The sequence below is a fragment of the Streptomyces sp. ITFR-6 genome (genome assembly GCF_031844725.1).
Taxonomy (GTDB): Bacteria; Actinomycetota; Actinomycetes; order Streptomycetales; family Streptomycetaceae; genus Streptomyces.
The window spans coordinates 8,012,402-8,034,678 of sequence record NZ_CP134612.1; the positions used below are offsets into that span (position 1 = coordinate 8,012,402).

16 protein-coding genes and 1 pseudogene are annotated in these 22,277 nt (G+C 70.2%); 10 read left to right on the forward strand and 7 right to left on the reverse strand.

From position 1 onward, the window contains the following. Positions 1-404 precede the first annotated feature (404 nt). From RLT59_RS36245 to RLT59_RS36260, 4 genes are all read left to right on the forward strand, one after another. Positions 405-5,495 carry a non-ribosomal peptide synthetase gene (locus RLT59_RS36245; protein WP_399126699.1) on the forward strand — a complete coding sequence of 1,697 codons (5,091 nt, stop codon included), beginning with the start codon at positions 405-407 and terminating at the stop codon, positions 5,493-5,495. A gap of 33 nt (positions 5,496-5,528) precedes the next feature. Further along, the gene (locus RLT59_RS39525) at positions 5,529-6,998 is read left to right on the forward strand and encodes an alpha/beta fold hydrolase (RefSeq protein ID WP_399126701.1); all 1,470 of its coding nucleotides are present in this window, start codon (positions 5,529-5,531) and stop codon (positions 6,996-6,998) included. Further along, a complete protein-coding gene (locus tag RLT59_RS36255; protein ID WP_311307311.1) occupies positions 6,995-8,023 on the forward strand; it encodes a threonine ammonia-lyase in 1,029 nt (342 codons plus the stop codon). Before RLT59_RS39525 ends, RLT59_RS36255 begins: the two co-directional genes overlap by 4 nt. A gap of 68 nt (positions 8,024-8,091) precedes the next feature. Then, on the forward strand, positions 8,092-8,832 hold the full coding sequence (locus tag RLT59_RS36260) for a 4'-phosphopantetheinyl transferase family protein (protein WP_311307312.1): 741 nt from the start codon (positions 8,092-8,094) through the stop codon (positions 8,830-8,832). A 30-nt stretch (positions 8,833-8,862) separates the two neighbouring features. Here RLT59_RS36260 and RLT59_RS36265 read toward each other — a convergent pair whose 3' ends face one another. Both RLT59_RS36265 and RLT59_RS36270 read right to left on the reverse strand, forming a co-directional pair. Then, positions 8,863-9,408, reverse strand: a complete 546-nt coding sequence (locus tag RLT59_RS36265) for a helix-turn-helix transcriptional regulator (RefSeq protein ID WP_311307313.1) — start codon at positions 9,406-9,408, stop codon at positions 8,863-8,865. A gap of 313 nt (positions 9,409-9,721) precedes the next feature. Further along, positions 9,722-9,868: pseudogene (locus RLT59_RS36270) on the reverse strand (helix-turn-helix transcriptional regulator); the annotation flags it as partial. Between the two features lie 146 nt (positions 9,869-10,014). On the opposite strand from RLT59_RS36270, the gene RLT59_RS36275 reads away from it, so the two are divergent. The 6 genes from RLT59_RS36275 to RLT59_RS36300 all read left to right on the forward strand — a co-directional run bounded on the left by RLT59_RS36275 (position 10,015) and on the right by RLT59_RS36300 (position 15,728). After that, positions 10,015-10,404, forward strand: a complete 390-nt coding sequence (locus RLT59_RS36275; RefSeq protein ID WP_311307314.1) for a hypothetical protein — start codon at positions 10,015-10,017, stop codon at positions 10,402-10,404. A 121-nt stretch (positions 10,405-10,525) separates the two neighbouring features. Next, a complete protein-coding gene (locus tag RLT59_RS36280; protein WP_311307315.1) occupies positions 10,526-10,759 on the forward strand; it encodes a hypothetical protein in 234 nt (77 codons plus the stop codon). 108 nt (positions 10,760-10,867) lie between these two features. Next, the gene (locus tag RLT59_RS36285; RefSeq protein WP_311307316.1) at positions 10,868-12,127 is read left to right on the forward strand and encodes an MFS transporter; all 1,260 of its coding nucleotides are present in this window, start codon (positions 10,868-10,870) and stop codon (positions 12,125-12,127) included. A gap of 946 nt (positions 12,128-13,073) precedes the next feature. Then, positions 13,074-13,325: a helix-turn-helix domain-containing protein gene (locus tag RLT59_RS36290; protein WP_311307317.1), complete on the forward strand. Its 252-nt coding sequence runs from the start codon at positions 13,074-13,076 to the stop codon at positions 13,323-13,325. Continuing rightward, on the forward strand, positions 13,322-14,776 hold the full coding sequence (locus RLT59_RS36295) for a DUF6221 family protein (protein WP_311307318.1): 1,455 nt from the start codon (positions 13,322-13,324) through the stop codon (positions 14,774-14,776). Before RLT59_RS36290 ends, RLT59_RS36295 begins: the two co-directional genes overlap by 4 nt. Next, positions 14,769-15,728 carry a TniQ family protein gene (locus RLT59_RS36300; protein ID WP_311307319.1) on the forward strand — a complete coding sequence of 320 codons (960 nt, stop codon included), beginning with the start codon at positions 14,769-14,771 and terminating at the stop codon, positions 15,726-15,728. The genes RLT59_RS36295 and RLT59_RS36300 overlap by 8 nt, the downstream gene beginning before the upstream one ends. A 57-nt stretch (positions 15,729-15,785) precedes the next feature. Here the strand turns inward: RLT59_RS36300 and RLT59_RS36305 are convergent, their stop codons facing one another. The 5 genes from RLT59_RS36305 to RLT59_RS39530 all read right to left on the reverse strand — a co-directional run bounded on the left by RLT59_RS36305 (position 15,786) and on the right by RLT59_RS39530 (position 22,249). Further along, positions 15,786-16,913 carry a TniQ family protein gene (locus tag RLT59_RS36305; RefSeq protein ID WP_311307320.1) on the reverse strand — a complete coding sequence of 376 codons (1,128 nt, stop codon included), beginning with the start codon at positions 16,911-16,913 and terminating at the stop codon, positions 15,786-15,788. Between the two features lie 46 nt (positions 16,914-16,959). After that, complete coding sequence (locus RLT59_RS36310; protein WP_311307980.1) at positions 16,960-18,165, reverse strand: TniB family NTP-binding protein; 1,206 nt, start codon at positions 18,163-18,165, stop codon at positions 16,960-16,962. Then, positions 18,165-20,327, reverse strand: a complete 2,163-nt coding sequence (locus tag RLT59_RS36315; protein WP_311307321.1) for a TnsB C-terminal domain-containing protein — start codon at positions 20,325-20,327, stop codon at positions 18,165-18,167. The genes RLT59_RS36310 and RLT59_RS36315 overlap by 1 nt, the downstream gene beginning before the upstream one ends. Next, positions 20,317-21,114 carry a TnsA-like heteromeric transposase endonuclease subunit gene (locus RLT59_RS36320; RefSeq protein ID WP_311307322.1) on the reverse strand — a complete coding sequence of 266 codons (798 nt, stop codon included), beginning with the start codon at positions 21,112-21,114 and terminating at the stop codon, positions 20,317-20,319. Before RLT59_RS36320 ends, RLT59_RS36315 begins: the two co-directional genes overlap by 11 nt. A gap of 178 nt (positions 21,115-21,292) precedes the next feature. After that, positions 21,293-22,249, reverse strand: coding sequence for a TniQ family protein (locus RLT59_RS39530; RefSeq protein WP_399126706.1), 957 nt, complete (start codon positions 22,247-22,249; stop codon positions 21,293-21,295). Positions 22,250-22,277: the final 28 nt, after the last annotated feature.

Consider the following 22,277-nt stretch of genomic DNA (forward strand, 5'->3'; position numbering starts at 1 on the left):
AGAAGGTAAAACTGTGATCACCGGGGACGGTTCCCCGGGAGACAGTAAGGCAGCGTCGGCTGTTCAACCTTGATATCTGCATGTCGACGAAAGAAGACGAGAACGGGAGTGAATGTGATTATTGACACGCTTATCCATGTTGGCGTGACGCCTAGTCCAGTCGCTTCGCCAGACTCGTCCGGCTCGGTCGACGCATCAGTAATGATGAGAAGTAGGTCATAGGTAGTCGCCCTGACCTCGGACTCTCCGGTGGACCGAACTTCCGGTTGCGTCGACGGCAGCAATTTTCGATTTCGCGCCGGGTCCCTCCTTCATTCTGCCCGACCGGCAGTTCCTCTCCATGTACTCGGCGCCCTTCCTGCTGGCGCTCTCGAATCCGAATCGGTGACGACATGACCCTTTCCATGGAATTCTTCATATCAGCTGACGCGCTCGACCGGCAGCTGGAATTCTGGAGAAGGAGCCTGGCCGGGGTGGGGCCACTGGAGTTCCCGACCGACCGGCCCCGGCCACTCAGCCATCCCGGTATCACCGACGTGGTCGGCTTCAGCATTCCCGCCGCCACGGCTGAGGGATTGAGGAAGCTCGCCTCGGAACAGGACGCCTCCGTGTTCGCGGCGGGTCTTGCGGGCCTCCAGGCGCTGCTCTCCCGTTGGTCGCGGCAGGACGACATCGCTGTCGGCGTCCCCATCGACGTGGGTGCGGGCGAGGCGTTCCCCAATGTCCTGGTGATGCGGGCGCACCTCTCCGCTGGCCCGTCCTTCTCCGCTCTCCTCGACCAGGTCCACGCTACGGCCCTGGCCGCCCACGAGCACCAGGACCTGCCGTTCGGCCGGATCGTGGAGGAGATCGCCCCCGAAAGCGACCTCTCCCGCAACCCTCTCTTCCAGGTCATGTTCGAGCTGCGCGAGGACGGGCGGCGCACGGGGTCGGAGGGAACGCCGGGGGTCGAGGCGTGCGACCTTTCGCTGGTCCTGAGGCCCTCTGCGGACGGCGGCTTCGCCTGCACGCTTGCCTACCCGGCGGAGCTGTTCGACCGGGCAACGGTCGAGCGGCTCACCGGCCACTACGGCAACCTGCTGGCAGCGGCCGTCGCCGACCCCGCCCGGCCGGTCGGCCGGCTCGATATCCTCGACGCGGCGGAGCGGCAGCAGCTCCTGATCGGCTTCAACGACACCACCGTGCCGTACCAGGACAGCACCACCGTCCACGAGCTCTTCGAGCGGCAGGCCGCCCGCACCCCGGACGCCCCCGCCGTCGCGTTCGGCGCCGAACAGCTGTCGTACGCGCAGCTCAACGCCCGCGCCAACCAACTGGCCCACCACCTCACCGACCGGGGCGTCGCCAAGGGCGACCTCGTCACGGTGTGCGTGGACCGCGGCACCGACATGATCGTCGCGCTGCTCGCCGTGCTGAAGGCCGGTGGCGCGTACGTCCCTCTCGACCCGGACTACCCGGCCGCCCGAATCGAGTTCATGCTCACGGACACCCGGGCGCCGCTCGTCATCACGCAGTCCCACCTCGTCGACCGGCTCCCGGTCACGGCCCCGCAGGTCCTCATCGACACCGACTGGGACACGGACATCGGCACCCGGCCCGACACCGACCCGGTACCGCAGGGCGGACCCCAGGACCTCGCGTACATCATCTACACCTCCGGTTCCACGGGCACGCCCAAGGGCGTGATGGTTCAGCACCAGGCGATCTGTCGGCTGATCGACAACAACTGGTTCGCGGACGTCGCCCCCACTGATGTCGTCGCCCAGACCTGCAACTTCTGCTTCGACGTGTTCACTTGGGAGTGCTGGGGCGCCCTCACCTCAGGCGCCTCGCTCGCGATCGTCCCCAAGGCCGCGCTCGTCGACACCGCGCTCCTCGCCACGACCCTCCGCGCGCACGGCGTCACCACGATGTGGCTGACGGCGCCCCTCTTCAACCACCACGTGTCCGAGTGCCCCGACCTGGTCGCCGGGATGAAGACGGTGATGTACGGGGGTGACGCGGTCGAGCGGTCGGTCGCGGACGCGCTGCGCGCCGGTCCGTACGCGCCGCGGAACCTGGTCAACGGCTACGGCCCGACGGAGGCGGCGGTCTTCGCGACCTGCTACGTCGTTGACCCGGACGGCCCGCGGCTCACGTCCATGCCCATCGGACGTCCGATCGCCAACACCCAGGCCCTGCTCGTGGACCGCTTCGGCGGCCTTGCTCCGGTCGGTGTCCCCGGCGAGCTGTGGATCGGCGGCCCGGGGGTCGCCCAGGGCTACTGGAACCGGCCGGACCTCACCGCCGACCGCTTCGTCGCCCACCCTTTCGCCCAGGGCACCGATCAGAAGGTCTACCGCACCGGTGACCTGGTGCGCTGGCTGCCCGATGGCAACATCGAGTTCCTCGGCCGCATCGACCAGCAGGTCAAGATCCGCGGTCTGCGGATCGAGCTCGGCGAGATCGAGGCCGCGCTCGCCGCCCACGAGGACGTCGCCAACGTCACCGTCGTGGTCCGCGAGGACACCCCCGGCGACAAGCGCCTCGTCGCCTACTGCGTGCCCGTCGCCGGCCGCGCACTGACCGTCGCGGGGCTGCGCGAGCGGCTGCGGGCGAGCCTGCCGGACTACATGGTCCCCAGCTGGTTCGTCTTCCTCGATGTGCTGCCGCTTACCCCGAACGGCAAGGTCGATCGCCGGGCGCTGCCGGCCCCCGAAGCGGCCCGTGAGGATGCCGGCGGCGGCTTCACCGCCCCACGCACCGAGACCGAGCGGATCGTCGCCGACATCTGGTGCGAGGTCCTCGGCTTCGACCAGGTCAGCGTCCACGACGACTTCTACCAGCTCGGCGGGCACTCCCTGCACGCGTTCCAGATCGTCTCGCGGGTCGCGAAGCGGCTCGACGTGGAGGTGACCGTCCGCGACATCTTTAACGCCCCGACGGTCGCGCGGCTCACCGAGGTCCTCACCAGCGGCGACGGCGGCCTCGCCGTGCCGCTCCTCCCGCGCCCGACCGGAGCGGACGGCACCGACGGTACGGCCTCACTTCCGCTGTCGTTCGCCCAGCGGCGCCTGTGGTTCCTGGACCAGCTGGAGCCGGGCAGCGCCGAGTACGTCATCCCGTTCGGCTTCCGGGTCGACGGCGCCCTCGACCCGGCCGCTTTGGAGACCGCGTTCTCCGGCCTCGTCGCCCGCCACGAAGTGCTGCGCACCCGCTTCGTCGCCGACGAGCAGGGCGAGCCGCTCCAGGTCGTCGACGCCCCCTGGCCGGTCACGGTCGAGCTCACGGACCTGTCCGGCACGCAGGACCCGGAGACCCGGGCGCGGAAGGTCCTCGACGCGAAGGCGCGCGAGCCGTTCGATCTCGCAGCCGGCCCGCTGCTGCGCGTCACCGTCGTCCGGCTCGCGCAGGACGAGCACCTGCTCCTGGTCGCCATTCACCACATCGTCGCCGACGGCTGGTCTGTCTCCGTCCTCACCGACGAACTGCGCGAGCTGTACGCCGCCGCCCTCGACCACCGCACCCCTGAGCTAGCCGAACTCCCTGTGCAGTATGCGGACTTCGCGCTCTGGCAGTGCCGGTGGCTCACCCCCGAGCGGGAGCAGGGCCAGCTCGGCTACTGGCGGGAGAACCTCTCCGGCGTCGAGCCGCTCGAACTCCCCACCGACCGGCCGCGCCCGCTGGTCCGCTCCGGCGCGGGCGATTCGCTCACCTTCACCATCGGCGCCGACCTGGCCCAGGGCCTCCAGAGGCTCGCCGCCGACCAGAACGCCTCGCTCTTCATGGTCGGCATGGCCGCCTTCCAGGTCCTGCTGTCGCGCTGGTCGCGGCAGGACGACATCGCCGTGGGCACCCCGGTCGCCGGCCGTAACCGCGCCGAGGTCGAGAACCTGGTCGGCTTCTTCGTGAACACCCTGGTCATGCGGTCGGATCTGTCGGCCAACCCCACCTTCACCGATCTCCTCGCCCAGGTCCGCGAGACCGCCCTTGGCGCCTACGCCCACCAGGACCTGCCCTTGGAGCGCATCGTCGAAGACCTCGCCCCCGAGCGCGACCTCTCCCGCAACGCCCTCTTCCAGGTCATGTTCGCCCTCCAGAACCTGCCCGACAGCACCTGGACCCTCCCCGGCCTGACCCTCGACACCATCGAGGTGCGGGGCGAGACACCCAACTTCGACCTGGTCTGCCTGCTGGACGCGGACGAGGCCACCGGGGCCGTCGAGGGCCGCATCCTCTTCTCGCCGGAGCTGTTCGACCGGACGACGGTCGAGCGCCTCGCCGGGAACTACGTGAGCCTGCTGGCCGCCGCCGTCGCGGCCCCGGCAACGCCGGTCGGCGAGCTGGATGTGCTCACGGCCCGGGAACGCGAGAGGCTCCTCGTCACCTTCAACGACACCACTGTGCCGTACCAGAACGACATCACCGTCCACGAATTCTTCGAGCAGCAGGCCGCCCGCACCCCGGACGCCACCGCGCTCCTCTTCCAGGACGTCGAGCTGACCTACGGGGAGCTGAACGCCCGCGCCAACCGGCTCGCGCACCACCTCATCGGCCGGGGTATCACGGCCGAGGACCTGGTCACGGTGTGCGTGGACCGCGGGCCGGACATGATTGTGGCCCTGCTCGGGGTGATGAAGGCCGGTGGCGCCTACGTGCCGGTGGACCCCGACTACCCCACCGCCCGCATCGAGTTCATGCTGTCCGACACCCGCGCGCCGCTCGTGATCACCCAGTCCCACCTGGCCGACCGGCTCCCCGACGGCTCCCCGCAGGTACTCATCGACACCGAGTGGGACACCCTGATCGCGGCCCACCCCACGACGAACCCGGAGCCGCGGAGCGGCCCCGACAACCTCGCGTACATCATCTACACCTCCGGATCCACCGGCACCCCCAAGGGCGTCATGATCCAGCACCAGGGCGCGGTCAGCATGGCGGAGCACCTGCCGGGCCGACTGCGGCTGGACGCCGCAAGCCGGGTGCTGCAGTTCGCGTCGCCGAGCTTCGACGCTTCGATGTACGAGGTGATCACAACCTGGGGTGCCGGTGCGGCCCTGGTGCTCGCGCCACGCGAGGACCTGTTCCCCGGTAGGCCGCTGGAGACGACGGTGGCCCGGCACGGGGTCACCGCGGTCACGATGTCGCCGTCGCTACTCGCCGGGGTGTCCACCGAGGCGATGGAGAGCGTCCGGACGATCGTGGTGGCCGGCGAGGCCTGCCCGACGGACGTGCTGGCCACCTGGTCACCGGGGCGGGTGTTCGTCAACGCGTACGGGCCGAGCGAGGACACCGTGTGCAGCACCCTGCACGAGTACGCCGAGGCCCGGGACCGGGTACTGATCGGGACGCCGATCGCGAACCACGAGGTGTTCGTGATGGACCGCTTCGGCGGCCTGGCGCCGGTCGGCGTCCCGGGTGAGCTGTGGATCGGCGGCGAGGGCGTGGCCCGCGGCTACTGGAACCGGCCCGAGCTGACCGCCGAGCGTTTCGTCCCCCACCCCTTCGCCCCGTAAACCGGTCAGAAGGTCTACCGCACGGGCGACCTGGTGCGCTGGCTCCCGGAGGGAAACCTGGAGTTCCTCGGCCGGATCGACCAGCAGGTCAAGCTACGCGGACTGCGGATCGAGCTCGGCGAGATCGAGTCGGCGCTCGCCGCCCACGAGGACCTCGCCGCGGCCGTGGTGATCGTCCGAGAGGACACCCCCGGCGACAAGCGGCTCGTCGGCTACTGCGTGCCGTCCGCCGGCCGGGAGCTGACGGTGGCGGGCCTGCGGGCCCGGCTGCGGGCGAGCCTGCCGGACTACATGATCCCGAGCTGGTTCGTCTTCCTCGAAGGGCTGCCGTTCACCCCGAACGGCAAGATCGACCGCAAGGCGCTGCCGCAGCCGGAGGGCGACCGCCCCCACACGGACACCGAGTTCGTAGCCCCGCGCACCGAGACCGAGCGGATCGTCGCCGACATCTGGAGCGAGGTCCTGGGCCTGGAACAGGTCGGCGTCCACGACGACTTCTTCCAGCTCGGCGGGCACTCGCTGCGCGCCGTACGGCTGGCGACCCGGCTGCAGAACGCGGGCTACGCGATGTCGGTGCGGGCGGTGATGCAGTACCCGACGGTCGCCGAGGCGGCGGACCTGCTGTCCCGGGCCGGGACGGTGTCCCGCTCCCTGGCCTTCGAGCTCGGCGGCGGCCGGCCGGACGACGCCACCGGGCGAAGCACCGGAGAGGCGGCGCGGAAGAACCTGTTCTGCGTCCATCCCAGCGGCGGCAGCGCGCACTGGTTCACGGCGCTCGCCGGAGAGCTCGCCGACGAGTACCGGACGTACGGCATCCAGGCGCCCGGCATGGAGCCGGACGAAGAGACGGTGCAGGGCGTGCCGGCGCTGGCCGCGCGCTACTGGGAGGAGATCCGGGCGATCCAGCCGGAGGGCCCGTACCACCTGCTCGGCTGGTCGCTGGGCGCCGTCATCGCCCACGAGATGGCCCGGCAGGCCCCGGCGGACACCGCGCAGGTCTTTCTGGTGGAGCCGCCAATCGTCGAACCGCAGGTCAGGAAGCGCCTGATGGGCTACGTGGCCGACTACCACCGGGCGGTCGCCCTCTGGGAGAAGGGCCGCAGGCAGCAGGGCGCGGAGCGCGAGCGGACCGAGATGGCGCTGCGGCAGCTCGCCGGGATCCTGGAGGTGCCGGACGAGTCGGCGACGCTCGACGAGTGGCTTCCGTACGCCACCCTCGGCGGGCTCCTGGAGTCGGTGGCGGCCTATGAGCCGCCGGACTCGGCGGCCCCCTGCACGCTCGTCGTCAGCGACGACGTGCGGCTCAGCGGAGAGGGCTCGAACGCCAGCGACGGCAGCGCCGAGGAGTACACGGACCACTGGCGCGGACTCTATCCGGGCGGCCTGCGGCAGGCACACACACCGGGCACGCACATGGACATGATGACGACTCAGGAAGCCGTGTCCGTCCTGGCCCGCACGATCATCAGCAACTCGACCGAGTACGCGAGGTGGCAGGCATGAGCAGCGCCGAGAAGACAGCCAGCACGACCACCGACACCGCGGCCGGCGTGCGGATTCCCACCTTCCAGGACGTACGCGCCGCCGGGAGGCGGATCGCCCCGGTGGTCCGCCGGACGCCGCTCTGGCGGGTGCCCGGCACCCCGGTGCTGCTCAAGCGGGAGGACCTCCAGAAGTCGGGTTCGTTCAAACTACGCGGCGTGACCAACGCCTTCGCCGTCGCCGCGCCCACCCGGGTGGTGACCGCCTCCTCCGGGAACCACGGCAAGGCGGTGGCGATGCTGGCCCGCGCCCGGCGGATCCCAGCGACGGTCGTGATGACCGCGCAGTCGGCTCCGGAGAAGGTGGAGCAGATTCGCGAACTGGGCGCCCGCGTACGGTTCGTGGAGGGCGGGGTCGCGGAGCGCAACCGCCTGGCGGAGGTCCTCGCCGCGGAGCAGGGTGCGACCCTGATCCCCTCCTCCGACCACGCCGACGTCATCGCAGGCCAGGGCACCACGGGCCTGGAGATCGCCGCCGCGGCGCCGGGGATCGAGGCGGTGTACGTGCCCGTCGGCGGCGGCGGGCTGCTGGCCGGCATGTGCCTCGCGAAGCAGGCCTGGGCGTTGTCCGGGGCACGGGATCGGGCGCCAGCGGTGGTCGGTGTGGAGCCGGTCTCGGCACCCCGCTACGCGCTCTCCCTTGCGACCTGCCGGCCGGTGACTGTCCCGCCATCTGCGTCCGTCGCCGACGGGCTGCGAGGTCAGGCTCCGGGCCGGGTCGCCCTCCCGATTGTGGCCGCCGGAACGGACCGGCTCACGGTCGTCGACGACGACGAGATCGTCCGCACCATGGCCCTGCTGCTCGGCCACGGGGTCGTGGCCGAGCCCAGCTCGGCCGCGGCGGTTGCGGCGGCGCTGCGCGTCGAGCACACCCGGGACGTCGTGGTGGTCCTCAGCGGCGGCAACATCTCCCGCGCGCGCTTCGACAAACTGCTCGCGCCCGCCGGCCGCGCCCGGGACGCCCTGGTCGCGCTGGCCGCCACCTGACGGCGCGGGCCGCCGCCCCGCGCGGCCCGCACCCCCGCACCCCATTTCGTCCTCGTCGAAGGAGCCCCATGTCCACGACGCTGCTGGCCCACGAGACCACCACGGCCCCGGCCCCCACTGCCCTGCTCACCCCGCGGCTCTACCGCACCGACCACCTGGCCGAACTCGTCCAACCCTCCGCGGGCCCGCGGCTGTGGCTGGTAAACCTGGCCAGGGGAGGCGCCGAGCCCGACCTGTCCCTGCTCGACGCCAAGGAGCGGGCCAAGGCGACGGCCTTCCGCTCGCCCCTGGACCGGGCGCACTACATGGCCTCGCACATCGCGCTGCGCCGCATCCTCGGCGCCCACCTGGGGCGGGCACCCGAGGACGTGCGGCTCTCGCAGGCCGACTGCCCAGTGTGCGACGCCGGCCACGGCCGACCGGTCGTCGAGGGCAGCTCGCTGCAGTTCTCGCTGTCCCGGCGGGCCGGCTACTGCCTGATCGCCCTGGCCCGTACGGCGGTGGGCGTGGACCTGGAGGTGCATCCGGCGGTGGAGGTGGCCGATGAACTCGCCGACACGCTGCACCCCCGCGAGCAGGCCCTTCTGGAGCTGGCCCCGCCCGAGCGGCGGGCAGCCGTCTTCGCCCGGGTCTGGGCGCGCAAGGAGGCCTACCTCAAGGGCCTGGGCACCGGGCTCGCCATGGGCGCCGCCCACGACTACGTGGCGGAGGGCGCTCAGGTGCCCGACTGGAGCCTGTACGACGTGGCTGCCCCCACCGGCCTCGCCGCCGCCCTCGCGGTCAAGGACCCGGCCGACGCAGGGGCCTGAGCCGAAGGCGACTCTTGGGCCGGGGCGGGCTCACTCCTCGCCGGTCAGCCAGCCCTTGGCCACGGCCCGGGAGCCCGCCTGGAAGCGGCTGCGCGCCCCGAGCTTCTCCAGCAAGTCCGCGGCGATGCGGCGGGCGGTGCGGGGCGAGACGCCGAGGCGCTTCGCGACAGCATCGTCGGTTAGGCCCTGGCCCAGAAGGCGGAGCGCCTCCGACTCCTGGGGGGAGAGGCCGCGGTCGTCCTCCCGCTCGCGGGAGGATGCGCTGCCCAAGGGTACGGCGCTGTCCCAGATGGTGTCGAAGAGCGCACAAAGGGCCGTGACGGTGCCGCTCCCGCTGAGTACGAGCGCCCCGGCGCGGCTGTTCCCCTCGTCGGTCGGGACGATCGCGATCTGCCGATCCAGGACCATCAGCCGGATCGGCAGGGACGGGGTGGTACGGACCTCGCCGTTCAGTTCGGTGAGCCAGTTCGCGTAGGCCACGGTCGTCGGACTGTTGCGGACGCTGTCGAGGTAGAGGGTCCGCATCCGGACACCGCGCTCCAGGAGTGCCTGGTCCTGCGGCTTCGCTGCCTCCATGCTGGCCTCGCTCTGCGCTCCCCCCGGGCGCCAGCGTCATAACCTCGGTGCGGACGTCGCGGACGAGGAGCGAGATCCGTTCTCTGATCTCCTCGATGCCGTCGAGGCGTTCGATGCCGTCGATTTGCTTGTGGGGCCGGGCGACGGTGAAGTCCGCGGCCAGCTGTGCGGCGGCGAGGCGCATCCGCTCGATCCGCTGCTGCTCGGCCGCCAGCCGCTCCTGCTGGCGGGCGATGACGGCCTGCATGCCGACCTCAGGGTCCACGGCTCGGAAGTAGTGCGGCTGGTCGAACGCGGGCCGGACCAGGGCCAGTTCGCTAAGCCTGTCCAAGGCCTGACGCAGTTCGGCCTCGGGCAGGCCGAGTCTCTCGCGGAGCGTGTCGAACTCGGCCTGTGGGTGTGCCAGTACGGCGCGGTACACGTTCTCGCAGACGCCATCCAACCCCAGTGCTTCCAGCATATTTCGTCCTCCCCCAACTGATGATCAGGACGAATCAAAGCATGCTCCGCCGATAGGACTGCTACAAAGGCGCGGATCCGTGGCATGCTCACCGGGCACTGTGGCCGGATTCGGCAATGGCATAAACAGTCCGGTATTGGCCGCTGTTGAACCTTCTGTACTTCCGGAAGGCTAGGGTTATGCGTTTGATCCACGTCCGCATTCAGCTTCCCGACACCCCTGGCGCCCAGAAGCTCCTCAAGGACGCATTCCTCTCCCACATGCCCCCCGAGGGCAAGGTCTGTCACATCAGCATCCACCCCGGCGACGGGGGCGAGCTGACGGTCGGGCTCTTCGTCAACGCGGCGACCGTGTCCGCGGCGGAGACCGTCGCGTACACGGCGGCGCTCCGGGTGCTCGACAGCGAGCCTGCTCTCCAACATGGCTACATCACAAGCTACTCAGCGGCGATGGTGCCAGCCTTGTTCGACCGGATGCTCCAGGAGCCGCAGGACAGAGGACGGAATAGGCGAAGGCCGAATGAGGTCAACCCATAGATCTAGGCAGCGACTCTCGAGCAGGCAAGACTTGTCCATGTCAGCAGGAACGGGCCCAAGCGATACACGGGACACCGAAGCTGACAAATCCCTGTCTTCCCTCTCGCAGAAAGAGTTTGGCATGTCTGAAAAGAGCCTGCGTCTCGCCGCGAAGTTCGCCGCTACGCTCGCACTCGTCGCCCTCCCGACTCTCGGCATTGCAGCGCTCGCCACCCACGAGGACGCCCCGGTCGCCTACGCCGCCACCACCACGGACAGTGAGAGCGCTACCACCACGAACGGCGAGGCAGAGCCCGCTGCTGTCGAGCCGACTCCCATCCCGACCACGTCCAAGGACACCACCGGCTGGGACTAGTACCTTGCTTGCGCGGTGGCCTGCGCCTACGAGGGCACGGACCGTCGATGTCACTTCCCTTGCGTTCAACCAAGTTGCCACGACTTCACAGGAGGAGAGGACACCCCGATGACGGATTGCACCCGCGCCCTGAGACCAGAACATTCCGCGGTTAAGCCCGCGTACAAAGACGGAACCGTGATGCGATGGCTCGCCGCCTACACTCTCTCCATCCTCGGCGACAGCATCTACTTCATGGCTCTGGGCTGGGCAGCTAACCGCATAGCCGGCCCCGCGGAAGTCGGGTTGATCGTTGCGTCCGGCGCGGTTCCCAGAGCCCTGCTCATGCTCGGCGGAGGGGTGATCGCAGACCGCTTCGGGCCACGCAGGGTCGTCATCGGCAGTGACGCGGTACGTTTCGTCATCATTGCAACCGCGGCCGCGGCGCTCGCACTTACGCCTGGCCACGTCTGGCTGCTCATCACCGTCGCCGTTGTCTTCGGTGCTGTAGACGCCCTGTTCATGCCCGCTGTCGGGGCGCTTCCGCCTCGGATTTCCACGCCGGACCAGCTAGTACGCATCCAGGGTATGCGGGCACTCGCTGTACGCGGCGGCAACACCATGGGACCACCGCTCGCTGGTTTCGCAATGGGCATCAGCGGGCCGGAAGCGGCCTTCGCGCTCGCAGGCGTCCTGTTCGGCGTGTCGCTCCTGCTCCTCCTCACCGTCCGTATGCGGCCACTTGAGCAGCACCAGGACGCCGATGCACCGGTCCGCGAGAACTCAGCCCGCCGTGACCTCGTCGAAGGTCTCATCTTCGTCCGCCGCCACAAGCTGATTGGTCCGCTGGTGCTCGCAGCCGCCCTCAGCGAGCTGGGATTCGCCGGGCCCCTCAACATCGGCTTCGTCTTCCTCGCCTCGGACCGCGATTGGGGAGCCGCCGGAATGGGCTGGATCGTCGCCGGTTTCGGCGGGGGAGCGGCGGCTAGTGCCCTCATGCTCGCCGTCCTGGGACGCCTGCCGAAGGCGGGCTACGTGCTCATCACCACCACCTTGGTGACCTCCACCTGTATCGCCCTGTTTCCCATCGTCCCGGAGTTGGGCCTCACGGTGGCCCTCGCCGCCCTCGCTGGACTGACGGGCGGGATCGCCGGAGGCCTGGCGCAGGCCTTCATCCAGACAGCCACAGATCACGCCTACCTGGGGCGGGTCACAGCGGTGACCAGCCTGACGGCGCTCGGGCTCGCCCCGCTGACCTTTCCGGCCTTCGGCGCTCTCGTCAGCTATGGCGGTGTCGCCATGGCCTTCCTCGCTGGCGGTGTCCTCAGCGCAATCGGCATGATCGTGTGCCTCGCGTCTTCCACGGTGCGCAAGGCCGAACTCGCCTGAGAAGGCTTCCGCTTTCCGAACGTGATCGCTGGGTTTGTGCTGGTCAAGCATGAACTCCGGGTGTCGGCGGCCGTGATGGGGAAGCGATTGTGTCGAGAATCGGCGGTAGCTCTGGGCACGGTCCTCGGCACTGCCAACGCGGGCGACCTCGGCGCGACGGTAGTGCCTGAGGACTGCTTTGGTGACCACAGCGGCGGCACGGATTGCTGTGGGGGCAAGAGGTTCCATCCCGCTGTTGTGCAACGGCCTTCGCTGTGCCGGTGGGCCCATAACCCGCTCTGCCGCCCTTCTGCGGCCCGCAGTTCGGCCAAGACCCTGTGGGTCCGATCAGCCGGGAAGATACCGGGCCGAACCCAAGTGCCCACCTGGACGTCTTGGCCCGGGACCAGCCACACCAGCACCTCGCTGAGCACGGCCCACGGGGCCATGTCCGAGATGCCGCCGCTGGCAGGGGCGAAGTGGTCGTGGAAGGTGATGACCAGCCGGGGGTGCTCGTTCAACAGCATGCGCGTGTTGCGTTCGGGGTCGGCCATCCGCCACCGGTCAGGGCGGGCCCGCTTCTCGGCTGCCCAGTCCACCGGATAACAGCGGTGCCGGTCCTCACCGAGGCCGTGACGTCCGCACCAGTCGTGGGCGGCCCGGTCCGCGCCGGTCGCGGCCCCTTCGATGACGATCAGGTCCCGGCCGTAGTGCCTGGTGAGCTCGTCGAGGACGGCTTCGACAGTTTGTGGCCACGGCCAGGTAGCGGCTCCGGCACACCAGCACCCTCGGCTCGCTCAGCTCCAGCATCGCCCTCACCACGTTCTCCCCGCCAGCGTGCCACCGGATCCGGATATCACGCGACGGAAGATCGCTGTTCGTCCGGCACCGCACGCGAGCGGCCAGCCCATCGATACTGCACTATCGTTCATGGTCATCTCTCCGGTGTGCCTGCTGGCATCACGGGGTGCCCCACTACGCTCCCCATCCACGACTGCAGGCTTTCGGTTTCGCCGTCCGTGACGCTCGGGAGAGCTGCGGGATGAGCATCGAAGCGCTCGCCGAAGCCGCCGACCTGTCCGCCCGCATGGTCATCGGTATCGAGCACGGCAAACGGAACCCGTCACTGTTGACCATCCTCGCCCTGGCTCAGGGGCTGGGTGTCACTCCAGGTCGGCTGCTCGAATCCGAGACGCCCCGGCGGGGGTCTGGGACATGAGTCCACGTCGGCTCGCGCTCGTACCCGATCCTCATCCCGGTGAGTCTCTGCTGAGCTGGGGGGACGCGCTCGCGCGGCTCAACCAGGTCTCCCGGACCGAGGCGCTGCGCATGGCGGGTCTGATCAGCTCAAGCACGATGTCGGCCGTGTTCGGCTACCGCGTCAGCGACCCGGTCGTGCGTGCGGTGAGCCAGAGCACCGGGGTGACGGCGCAGCGGCTGCGGAGCATGACGCTCGCTCACTACGCGGGCAGTGCGCTGGAGCCGCTGCCGCCGGACGACGCGAAGGAGTACGGGGCCTGGGCCGCGTGGCGGTATCGGCAGCGGACGGTGCTGCCCAAGCACTCCAACGCCTGTCCGTCGTGCCTGCGGCAGAACGGCGGCCGCTGGCTCCTGAAATGGCGGCTCGTCTGGTCGTTCGCGTGCGTCAGGCACCAGAGGTACCTGATCTCGCAGTGCTCCGGCTGCGGTTCCGCCCTGCACCGGGTGTGGCCCGGGGATCCGCAGTCCTGGATCTGTCCCGGGGCCTCCCGGGGTCTGGGGCTGCGTACACCGGCACAGCCGTGCGGGCGCGACATCCGCCGCATGCGGGGCAAGCCGCTCCGCGACCCCCGGCTCCTGGCCTGCCAGGGGGCCATCGACCGCCTACTCGACGGCCCGCACACCACGACGTCGGAGGAGGCACGGGACATCCTCAGGGCGCTGTACCGCTCGATGCAGGACGCGTGGTCCTCAGTGCGGCCCCTTCGGCTGCCCGCGACCGACGAGGCGGTCCATCGGGCCTGGGACCGCTACCTCGCGCCCGGCGGAAGCGGCGAGCAGTACCGCCCTCTGCTTGTAGCCGCCGCCGTGAAGATCGCCACCGAGGCCGGCCCCGACACCGCCGATGGCGAGATGACCGGAAGCGGACGCACACGGCCGAACTGGGGCGCCAGGCAGTCCGGGCAGCGGGGCGAGATCGAACTGGCAGCAAACCGGTTCGGCGGCCGCTGCCGCCACAGCGGCTGCTACGCCTGGGTGCCGGCCGGGCACGGCGTCGTGCTGGGCGACACCGACGGCTGGGACACCTACTGCCCGCGGCACGCGCAGGCGTTCACCCTGAGGGCTCGGTCCCGCGAACACACCGGTCCGGACGCCTTCACCGAGCCGTGCCTGCGGTTCCTCGACGCGCGCCTCCGTGAAGAGGAACAGCGCCTGGGCGAGGACGATGACGATCTGCTCCACCAGAGAATCGAGGCCCAGCGGCTGATCCTGGACGCCTGCGCGGCCACCGCTGCCCGTACACGCGAGGGCAGGTCCCTTCGGTACGCCGTACGGTGCCTGCTGCTGCCCTACGTGGGGCATCCGGACTTCCGTACGGCGTGGCTGCCCCGCGAGGGCGAGAACCCGGCGCGCCCGCTCGTGGAGAGCGCGGCCGGGGAAGAGGGGCGGGGAGGGACGGGCCGTGGCTGAGGAGGAGCCGGTCCGGAGGCTCGGGGTGGTTCCGGCCCCGTTTCCGGGGGAGGCGTTCGTCAGCTGGGTCGACACGGTCGCGGTGAGTCTGCGGGTGTCGCGGGCGGCGGCCCTGCGGGCCCTGGGACTGCAGGGAAGCGCGAGTTTCAGTACCCACCAGTTCCATCTGAGCCCGGAACTGCTGGAAGGACTGCGGCGGCGTACGGGGCTGAGGCCGGCGCAGGTGGAGCGGATGCTGTTCGGCTTCTACACGCCGACGGCGCTGCCGCAGCTCGCCGAGGACAACGGGAGCGTCGGTCAGGGTATGCGGGCGAGCCAGCCGTGGCTGCGCCGCGATCACTCGGCCGCGTGCCCGCTGTGTATCGAGGCCTCGGGCGGCCGGTGGCTGCTCAGCTGGCGGCTGAAGTGGACCTTCCTGTGCACGGACCACCTGGTGTACCTGGTGGACCGCTGTCCGCGCTGCGGCCTCAGGTTGTACTGGCGTCTGGAGGCGACCGGCGCCGGACAGCGCACGCACTGCATGCGTCCGGCGGCGCGGAACGGCCGCGGCGCACGGCGCCTTGGGGCGACGGTGTGCGGGTTCCCGGTGGCGGAGATGCCGGTGCTCCCGGTGGGTGACGAGGAGGCCGTTCACGTCCAGCGTCGCGTCCAGGCGCTGTTGACGCCCGCCGACGTCTCGCACAATGAGACCTCGCGCCGCATGTTGCAGCAGCTCGTCCTGATCGTCCGCGACGTGACACACCGTAAGACGCTGGCGGGTCTGCTCGACCGGATGGAGAGCTTCGTCGTCGACGCCGTGCACGAGACGCAGGGGCAGCCGTGGCAGCCGCCACTGTCGTGGACGCTGGAGAGGGGCACGCCTGCCGCTGTGTCTGCCCTCGTGCGCATCGCCGCCCGGTCCGTACGGTGGGACACGCCCGGGGTGTCAACCGGGGCGGGGCCGTCTGGCTGACGGGCCGCCCACAACCACGAGAGTCACCTGGCCTGTTCCGTCGGGCCACGGCTTTCGTCATCGAGTGGTGCTCAGGTGAAAAGTCTGGGGGCGAGGTCCGCGGCGCTGGGCGTGATGAAGTGATTCGCGTGTGCGGGGCACAGGACCTGCGTTTTCACCCACGTGGCCCTGGCCGGGCGGCACCCAGGTCGTGCAGGCGGTGGCGCGGCACGTGCCGCCGAAGCGGTTGGCCGGCGGTGCGCTGGTGCCCGTGGGAAGGGATCCGTCGGCAGACCACGAGGCCGTGTCGGCCTGCGTGCGGGTGTCCTGCGAAGCGGCGCGGTCGCCCGCCGTCGCGATCTTGATGAGAGCGGCCGTCAGCAGCGGATCGTTCTGGTACCACAGGGCCCCGCCATGGCCGTGCCAGCGCCGGTGGAGGGCGGCGTCGGTCTCGGGAAGCGGCGGGGCGTCGTCGTAGCCGATGCGGATGCCCTCCAGTGCCACGTGCAGCGACTGGAGGATGTCCCGGCCGCCGTCATCGTGCGGGTGGTCGACGAGGCGGTCGAGACGGCGCTGGCAGTGAAGCAGATGCGGGTCGGACAGCCGGGGAGGACACATGCGGGAGATGACCCGGAGACAGACGTGTCTCTGGCTGCTTCGCTCGTACTGGCCGCACACGTTCGCGTCTGCCGGGCCGGGGCCGAGCCGGTGCAGGCCGTTGCCGCACCCGCGGCAGGCGCCGAGGAGATAGACGCGGTGGCGTACGCAGGCGAAGGACCAGACGAGACGCCACCGCAGCAGCCAGCGCCCACCGTTCTCGCGCAGGCACGCCGGGCACGCGCGCGATCGCAAGGGCAGGGCGAGGCGGAGTCGGGTCACCCAGACGGCGGTGGTCCGCGAGTGCGGGGGAGAGGGGAACGCGTACAGAACGCCACCGGCGTAGTGCGCGAGCGTCATCTCCTGCTGCCGGGCGGCGGCCAGTCCGGTGGCGCTCTGCACGCGCGCTGTCGTCTCCGCGGTCAGGGAGGTGCCGAAGTGCACGCTGGGCCGGTACCCGGAGACATCGGGGCGGGCGAAGCCCGCGAGCCGAAGGGCGTGCAGGCGGCTGACGCGGTTCAGGCGGGCCAGCGCGTCGACCCAGCTCAGGAGAGACTCACCGGGGTACGGCTCGGGCACCAGGGTGAGACGGCGCAGTGATGTGGACATGGCATCGATCCTGCAAGCGGGCATCGGGCGTTCGCCCCCGGCCCCCTTACGCACTTCCGTCAACAGCGGCCCGCTGACCGCCCTGCTTCTGCTTCGCTTCCCTCGCTTCCTGGCGGGATTTCAGTTCCGTGACCTTGGCGTAGGCGCGTTCGTGGGCGTACGACAGGACGATGGAGTCCATGACCTCGCGTGTGATGGCCTCGGAGCCCTGCTGGACGGCGCGTACGGCGCTGCGGCGGATGAGGGCGTGCAGGCCGGCGATGCTGCCGTCGGTGCGTTCGTGCAGGTAGCGCCAGTGCCGACGGGTCAGGCTCTCCTCCTCGTGCCGGTATAGGGAGAGCGACCTCTCCAGGGAGCGGATGACGCCGACCCACTGGAGAATGCCGTCGTCGCTGTCGAGGGTGAAGGGCGCGAGTTCCTGGCGGCTGAAGCGGCCGGCGGTCTGGGTCCGGACGTCGCCGGCCGGAGCCGGAGCTGGAGTCCTGGTGCGGGCGGAGCGTTTGCGGGGGGTAGCGGGGCCGCCCTCGCTGAGCAGCGGGCTGTTCTCGAGGTCGGCACCGGTGCCGATGATGGTGCACGGGGCGTGGTTGGCGAGGAACTTGATGTGGTCGTTGGAGGCCCGGCCTTCCTTGAAGGAGCAGTCCAGGAAGTGCAGGTCGTCGAAGATGATCAGCTGGGTGCCGCTCGCCGCGAGGGCGGTCAGGACGCGGTCGTCGACGGTGTCCTTGGTGCCGCTGGTGGGGACGTTGAGGTAGCGGGCGATCGCGAGGGAGATCTGCTTGGGGGTGACCTGGTCGGTGAGCGAGATGTAGACGACGGGGACGTAGTCGCCGAGCCGGTCGGGGTCGAACCGTTCGGGGAAGTCCTCCCGCAGTTCCTGCTCGAACTTCCGGGCGATCATCTTGACCAGGGTGGACTTGCCGACTGTCGGCGGACCGTCGATGAGCAGGCCGAGCCGGGCGCCGGGCGGCGCCATCTCGTTGGCGGCCAGCAGTTCCATGATCTCGGTCTCGAAGTGCCGCACGGCCGGTGTCCAGGCCAGCACCAGGGCGCTGTGGTAGCGGTTGCGGCTGCGATTCAGGCGACGCCGCTCAGCATCGTCCTCGTCCATCGCCAGGTAGACCTCGTACGGCGGCAGCAGTGGCCGCGAAGGCGGCTCGTAGAACACATACCCGAACCAGTCTTCCTTGGTCCGGGGTTCGGCCAGCCCGGGATGCAGACAGTCGCCCGCGCCGACGGCCGGCGGGGCCATCACGGTGCGCCGTCCTTCTCCGGGCGGCCGCCCCACACCTCGTACGAGGGCAGGGCGTCGAAGTCGATCGTGACCTCTTCCTCGTTCTCGTTCCCGGGCGGCAGCGGTGGCACGGCGCGGAGGCGGAGCTCTGTGGCGGGGGTGTCGGCGGCGGAGTCGACGAGTTCGGTGCGGGCCCTGTCCCGGGCCGCGGCTCTGGCGCGTTCGGCGTCGCGGGCGCGTGCCCGGCGGGAGCGGGCGGTGGACGCCTCGGCGGCGTCCGTGCGGTTCTGCAGGTCCAGCAGCGCGTCCAGGACGGCTTCCTGGTCCTGCGGGTCGCGGCCACGCGCGCGCAGTTCCTGCTTGACCTGGCGCAGGGTGATGTCGGTGAACGGCTCCAGACCGGTCAGCGCGTGGCTCCAGCGCAGTGTGTGCCAGACGCCGGTGTGCGGGTCGTGGAAGTAGACCTGGGTGACGTCCCGGGGGTCGTAGCGGACCGGCCAGGTGCCACCGGCTTGCGGGTAGGGGGACTTGGTGCCGTTGTGGGCGCGGAGGACGGGCGCGCTGTAGTGCAGGTAATCCTTCTGGATGCGGCGGTTGGTGATCGTGCACCAGTGGATGGGCAGGAGTTCCAGGAACAGGTTGGCATCGCGCGGGGCGGCGATGTAGCCGCAACGGTGCACGGCCAGCCGGTAGGCGTCGTTCGGCGACAGGTTGATCTCCGGGAAGCCCGGCAGCACCAGCCCCTTGTGCCGGCGACCCTGGTAGACCGCGACGACGTACTCGGCGAAGAATCCCTCCAACTCCTCGATCGTCCAGCGGGCCACCGCGTCCACGTCCCGGCCCCGGTGCACCACGTGATTGCCCTTGTAGCCGGCGATGTGCTGGGAGAACTGGCTCCTGATTGTCTTGAACGCGGCCTCGACCTGCGGCTTGTCGGTGGGACGGTATTTGCGGGTGTCCTGGATGGTGATCCCGTATCGGCGGCACACGTTCTTCACCGCCTGCGAGGCGAACGCCTTGCCATGGTCGATCACGATCTTCTCGGGAAACACCACCGGGCGGGCCGCGGCGGCGGCGAACCGCTCGTCCTGTGCGAGCAGTGGCTCGCACGGCAGCCGCAGCATCCGGTGCCGCAGCCCGTCGGGCCAGCCCGGACGCATCGGTTCCGGCATCATCGCGTCCGCGATCACCAGGCCCGCGTCCACCGCCTTCGTGCCCTTGGGAACCAGACGCCACCCCAGCAGACTGCGGGTGCACACGTCGATGGCGATCGTCAGGTCCACCGAGAAGACGACGTCCTCAACCGGATCGTAGGCACGCACGTCCAGCCAGCTGGTGTCGATCATCACCAGCTCACCGGGACGGCCGGCGGTGATCGGCTGATAGTGCCCGTCCGGCCGGTTCGCCGCCGACTGACGTGTCGTGGCCCGCCCGGTGGTGTAGAGGCCGGGCAGAAGAGCGGCCACGTACCGGTTGAACGACTTCTGCGACGGCATCTTCACCACGTCCGGGCCGTGGACGTCGGCCAGACGGCGTTCCACGCGGCGCCGCAGCCGGTTCAGGCTGCCGGTCGAGTCATCGGCCTCCGTCACATGATGCTGGGTGAGAATCGCGTCGATCAGCCGGGGATCCACACCCGCCAGCGGATCCGAGGGGCGGTGGCTGCGCCGGTCCACCAGCCCCCACGGGCCCTCCTCCCGCCACCGGCGCAGCCGCCGCCAGATCTGCTGCTCGCTGTAGCCCAGCTCCCGCGCCTTGCTCCGTACCCGCTGGACAGGCGCCAGGTCCGGGGCGTACTCCGGCCTCGGCTCGTCGGGCCGTGCGTTCCCCGGATCCCCGCTGCGATAGCCAGTGGTCATCTCCAGGAGGTGCTCCTGGGCGCTCTGAAGGTCCTCCAGCTGCTTGTCGGTCAGCTTGTCGAAGAGCGCGGCGGCATCCAGCCACAGTTTCCGCTCCACAGCATCCTGTTCACCGCTGGGTTCACCCTCGGGGACCTCGCTGTCGTCGCTGGGGCGGAAGGTGGGGTCAGCGAGCAGGTGCCCCACACCGATCACGGTCCACGCCCCGCTTTCCGAACGCAGCCGCACCCCGTCGTCGGTCACCCCGGTCACGGTGTGCACCTCGTCGTCCAGCAACAGCCGCGTTCCCTGCCGCAGCCTCACTGCGCCGTCAGCCGTCATGCCCCACCTCCGCCGCGGTTTTCACCAGCGTCGTATCCCGCAGTGGACGGTCTAGATCCGTGACGATCCGCTGATGCCACATCAAGTGGTACAGGACCCCGCGCGCCAGATCCGGGAACTCCATGAACCGCATCAGCTCCCCGATCTCCACCGGCTCACGGGCCAGTTCCAGCAGACGCGGCACCAGATCCGCACCCAGATGCAGCGGGCGCCGGGCACTGGACAGCAGATCAACGTTCACCCACAGTTGCCCGCTCGGCTCCGACACCATCGCGTACTCCCAGCCCAGCCGCTCACACACGCGACGAGTGCGCTCCTCCTGCAGCAGCACCTTCGGGTCATCCCGCAGCTCGGGGTTCTTCACGTCCAGCAACAGAACGCTGCCGTCACGGCGGCGCGCGAAGACATCCGGCGTGTGCCGCCACGCTCCCCGGGCGTCGATGGCATCGAACTCCAAAGGCTGCGTGACGAAAGCCGACACCCGCGGATCGAAGTCCAGCAGCATCAGCCACTTCGACTCCAGCACGCTCTCGTACTCGGCGAAGTCGCCCCACTTCGCCACCCAGTACTGACCCGGCATGTGCCCCTGGTCCCGGTGGCTGGGGATGGCCCGCACCATCCGGCCGTCCTCGAACCGTACGTCGGCCGCCTCCTCCAGCCGCACCAGATGCTCGGCCCCCTCGGCATCGATGTACCGGACCCGCACCAGATCGATCTCCCGGACCGACGCATCCGACGGTTCCGGCACTTCCGTGTCCCCGCTCACCGCGATCTCCCCTTCTCCCATGGACTCCTGGCCGAACGTCCCACCGGCACCTGAGCCGCCACCGCCTCCGCGAAGACCTCCGGCACCGCGAGCCGCGCCAATGGCCGAGCCGCCAGACACCCCTCGTCCGCCGCCGTCCGTACCAGCGGCGCAAGCCGCCGTGACAACTCCCGCACGTCCTCCGCCGCCAGCAGGGGCATCACCACAGTGAGAAACGCTGCCGCCGCCCCGGCCGACGCCGGACCCCACCCGAACCGGCCACCATGCGCCCCGCGTTCGACGCGCTCCTCCAGCAGAACCCGGGCACACCAGGCAGGCACATCCGGCAGACGCCCCAGAACCCTCGGCAGCCCCAGCCGCAACTCGGCAGCCCCAGCCGCAACAAGATCACACACGCGCGAGACGCCGCGAACCACTCACCTGCCGCCACCTCCACGCCCCCTAGCCCCGGGCGCACCCGCCCGCACGCGACGTCCAGCCACCGCCGTTGCGCCTCGACCGTTCCGCTATCCGCCCGGCTCACACGAACCGCGGGCAGCCACTGCGAGCACGGCCTCCCTCGAACGGAGTTCGCACAGCAGGTCGGCGGCCTGACCCACTGCGCCGGCACGACCCGAGGCCGCTCCCCACCCCACCGCAGCACCCAGCCGCACGACGGACAACGATCCAGCAGCACCACCCGGTGCTCGGGGCATACCGCCGCACACGACAGCTTCCACCACAGCTGCCACACCCCACCCGATACGAGCAGACAGCACGGACACGCCCGGCTTCCATGCACCGCCGCCCACTCCTGCCCCGCAGATGGCCGCCGCGCCCGTCCCGCCGCGAGTACCGCCGACACACTCAACGGACCCCCCTCGAAGACGGACAGGTGCATCGCGTCCACCCGCTCATCGGGCACACCCGTCGCCGCGAACACCGTTCGCCGGACCACCTCGTCGGACCGCACCCCGAACAAGGGAGGCCGCACATCCGCGGAAGCCCCCCGCAGGCCAAGCCCCATCATGGTCGCGACCTCGGCCGGCGGACACCGGTTCACGCGTGCCATCCGGTCCACCCACGACTCGTACGCCTCGCCTGCCGGCGGAGCCGTGACCAGCGCTAATCGCCGTGGCGACACGCACACCCCCGAAGGAGACCTCATCACTCTCATCTAGAGGGTCACGCTATCAAGTGCACTG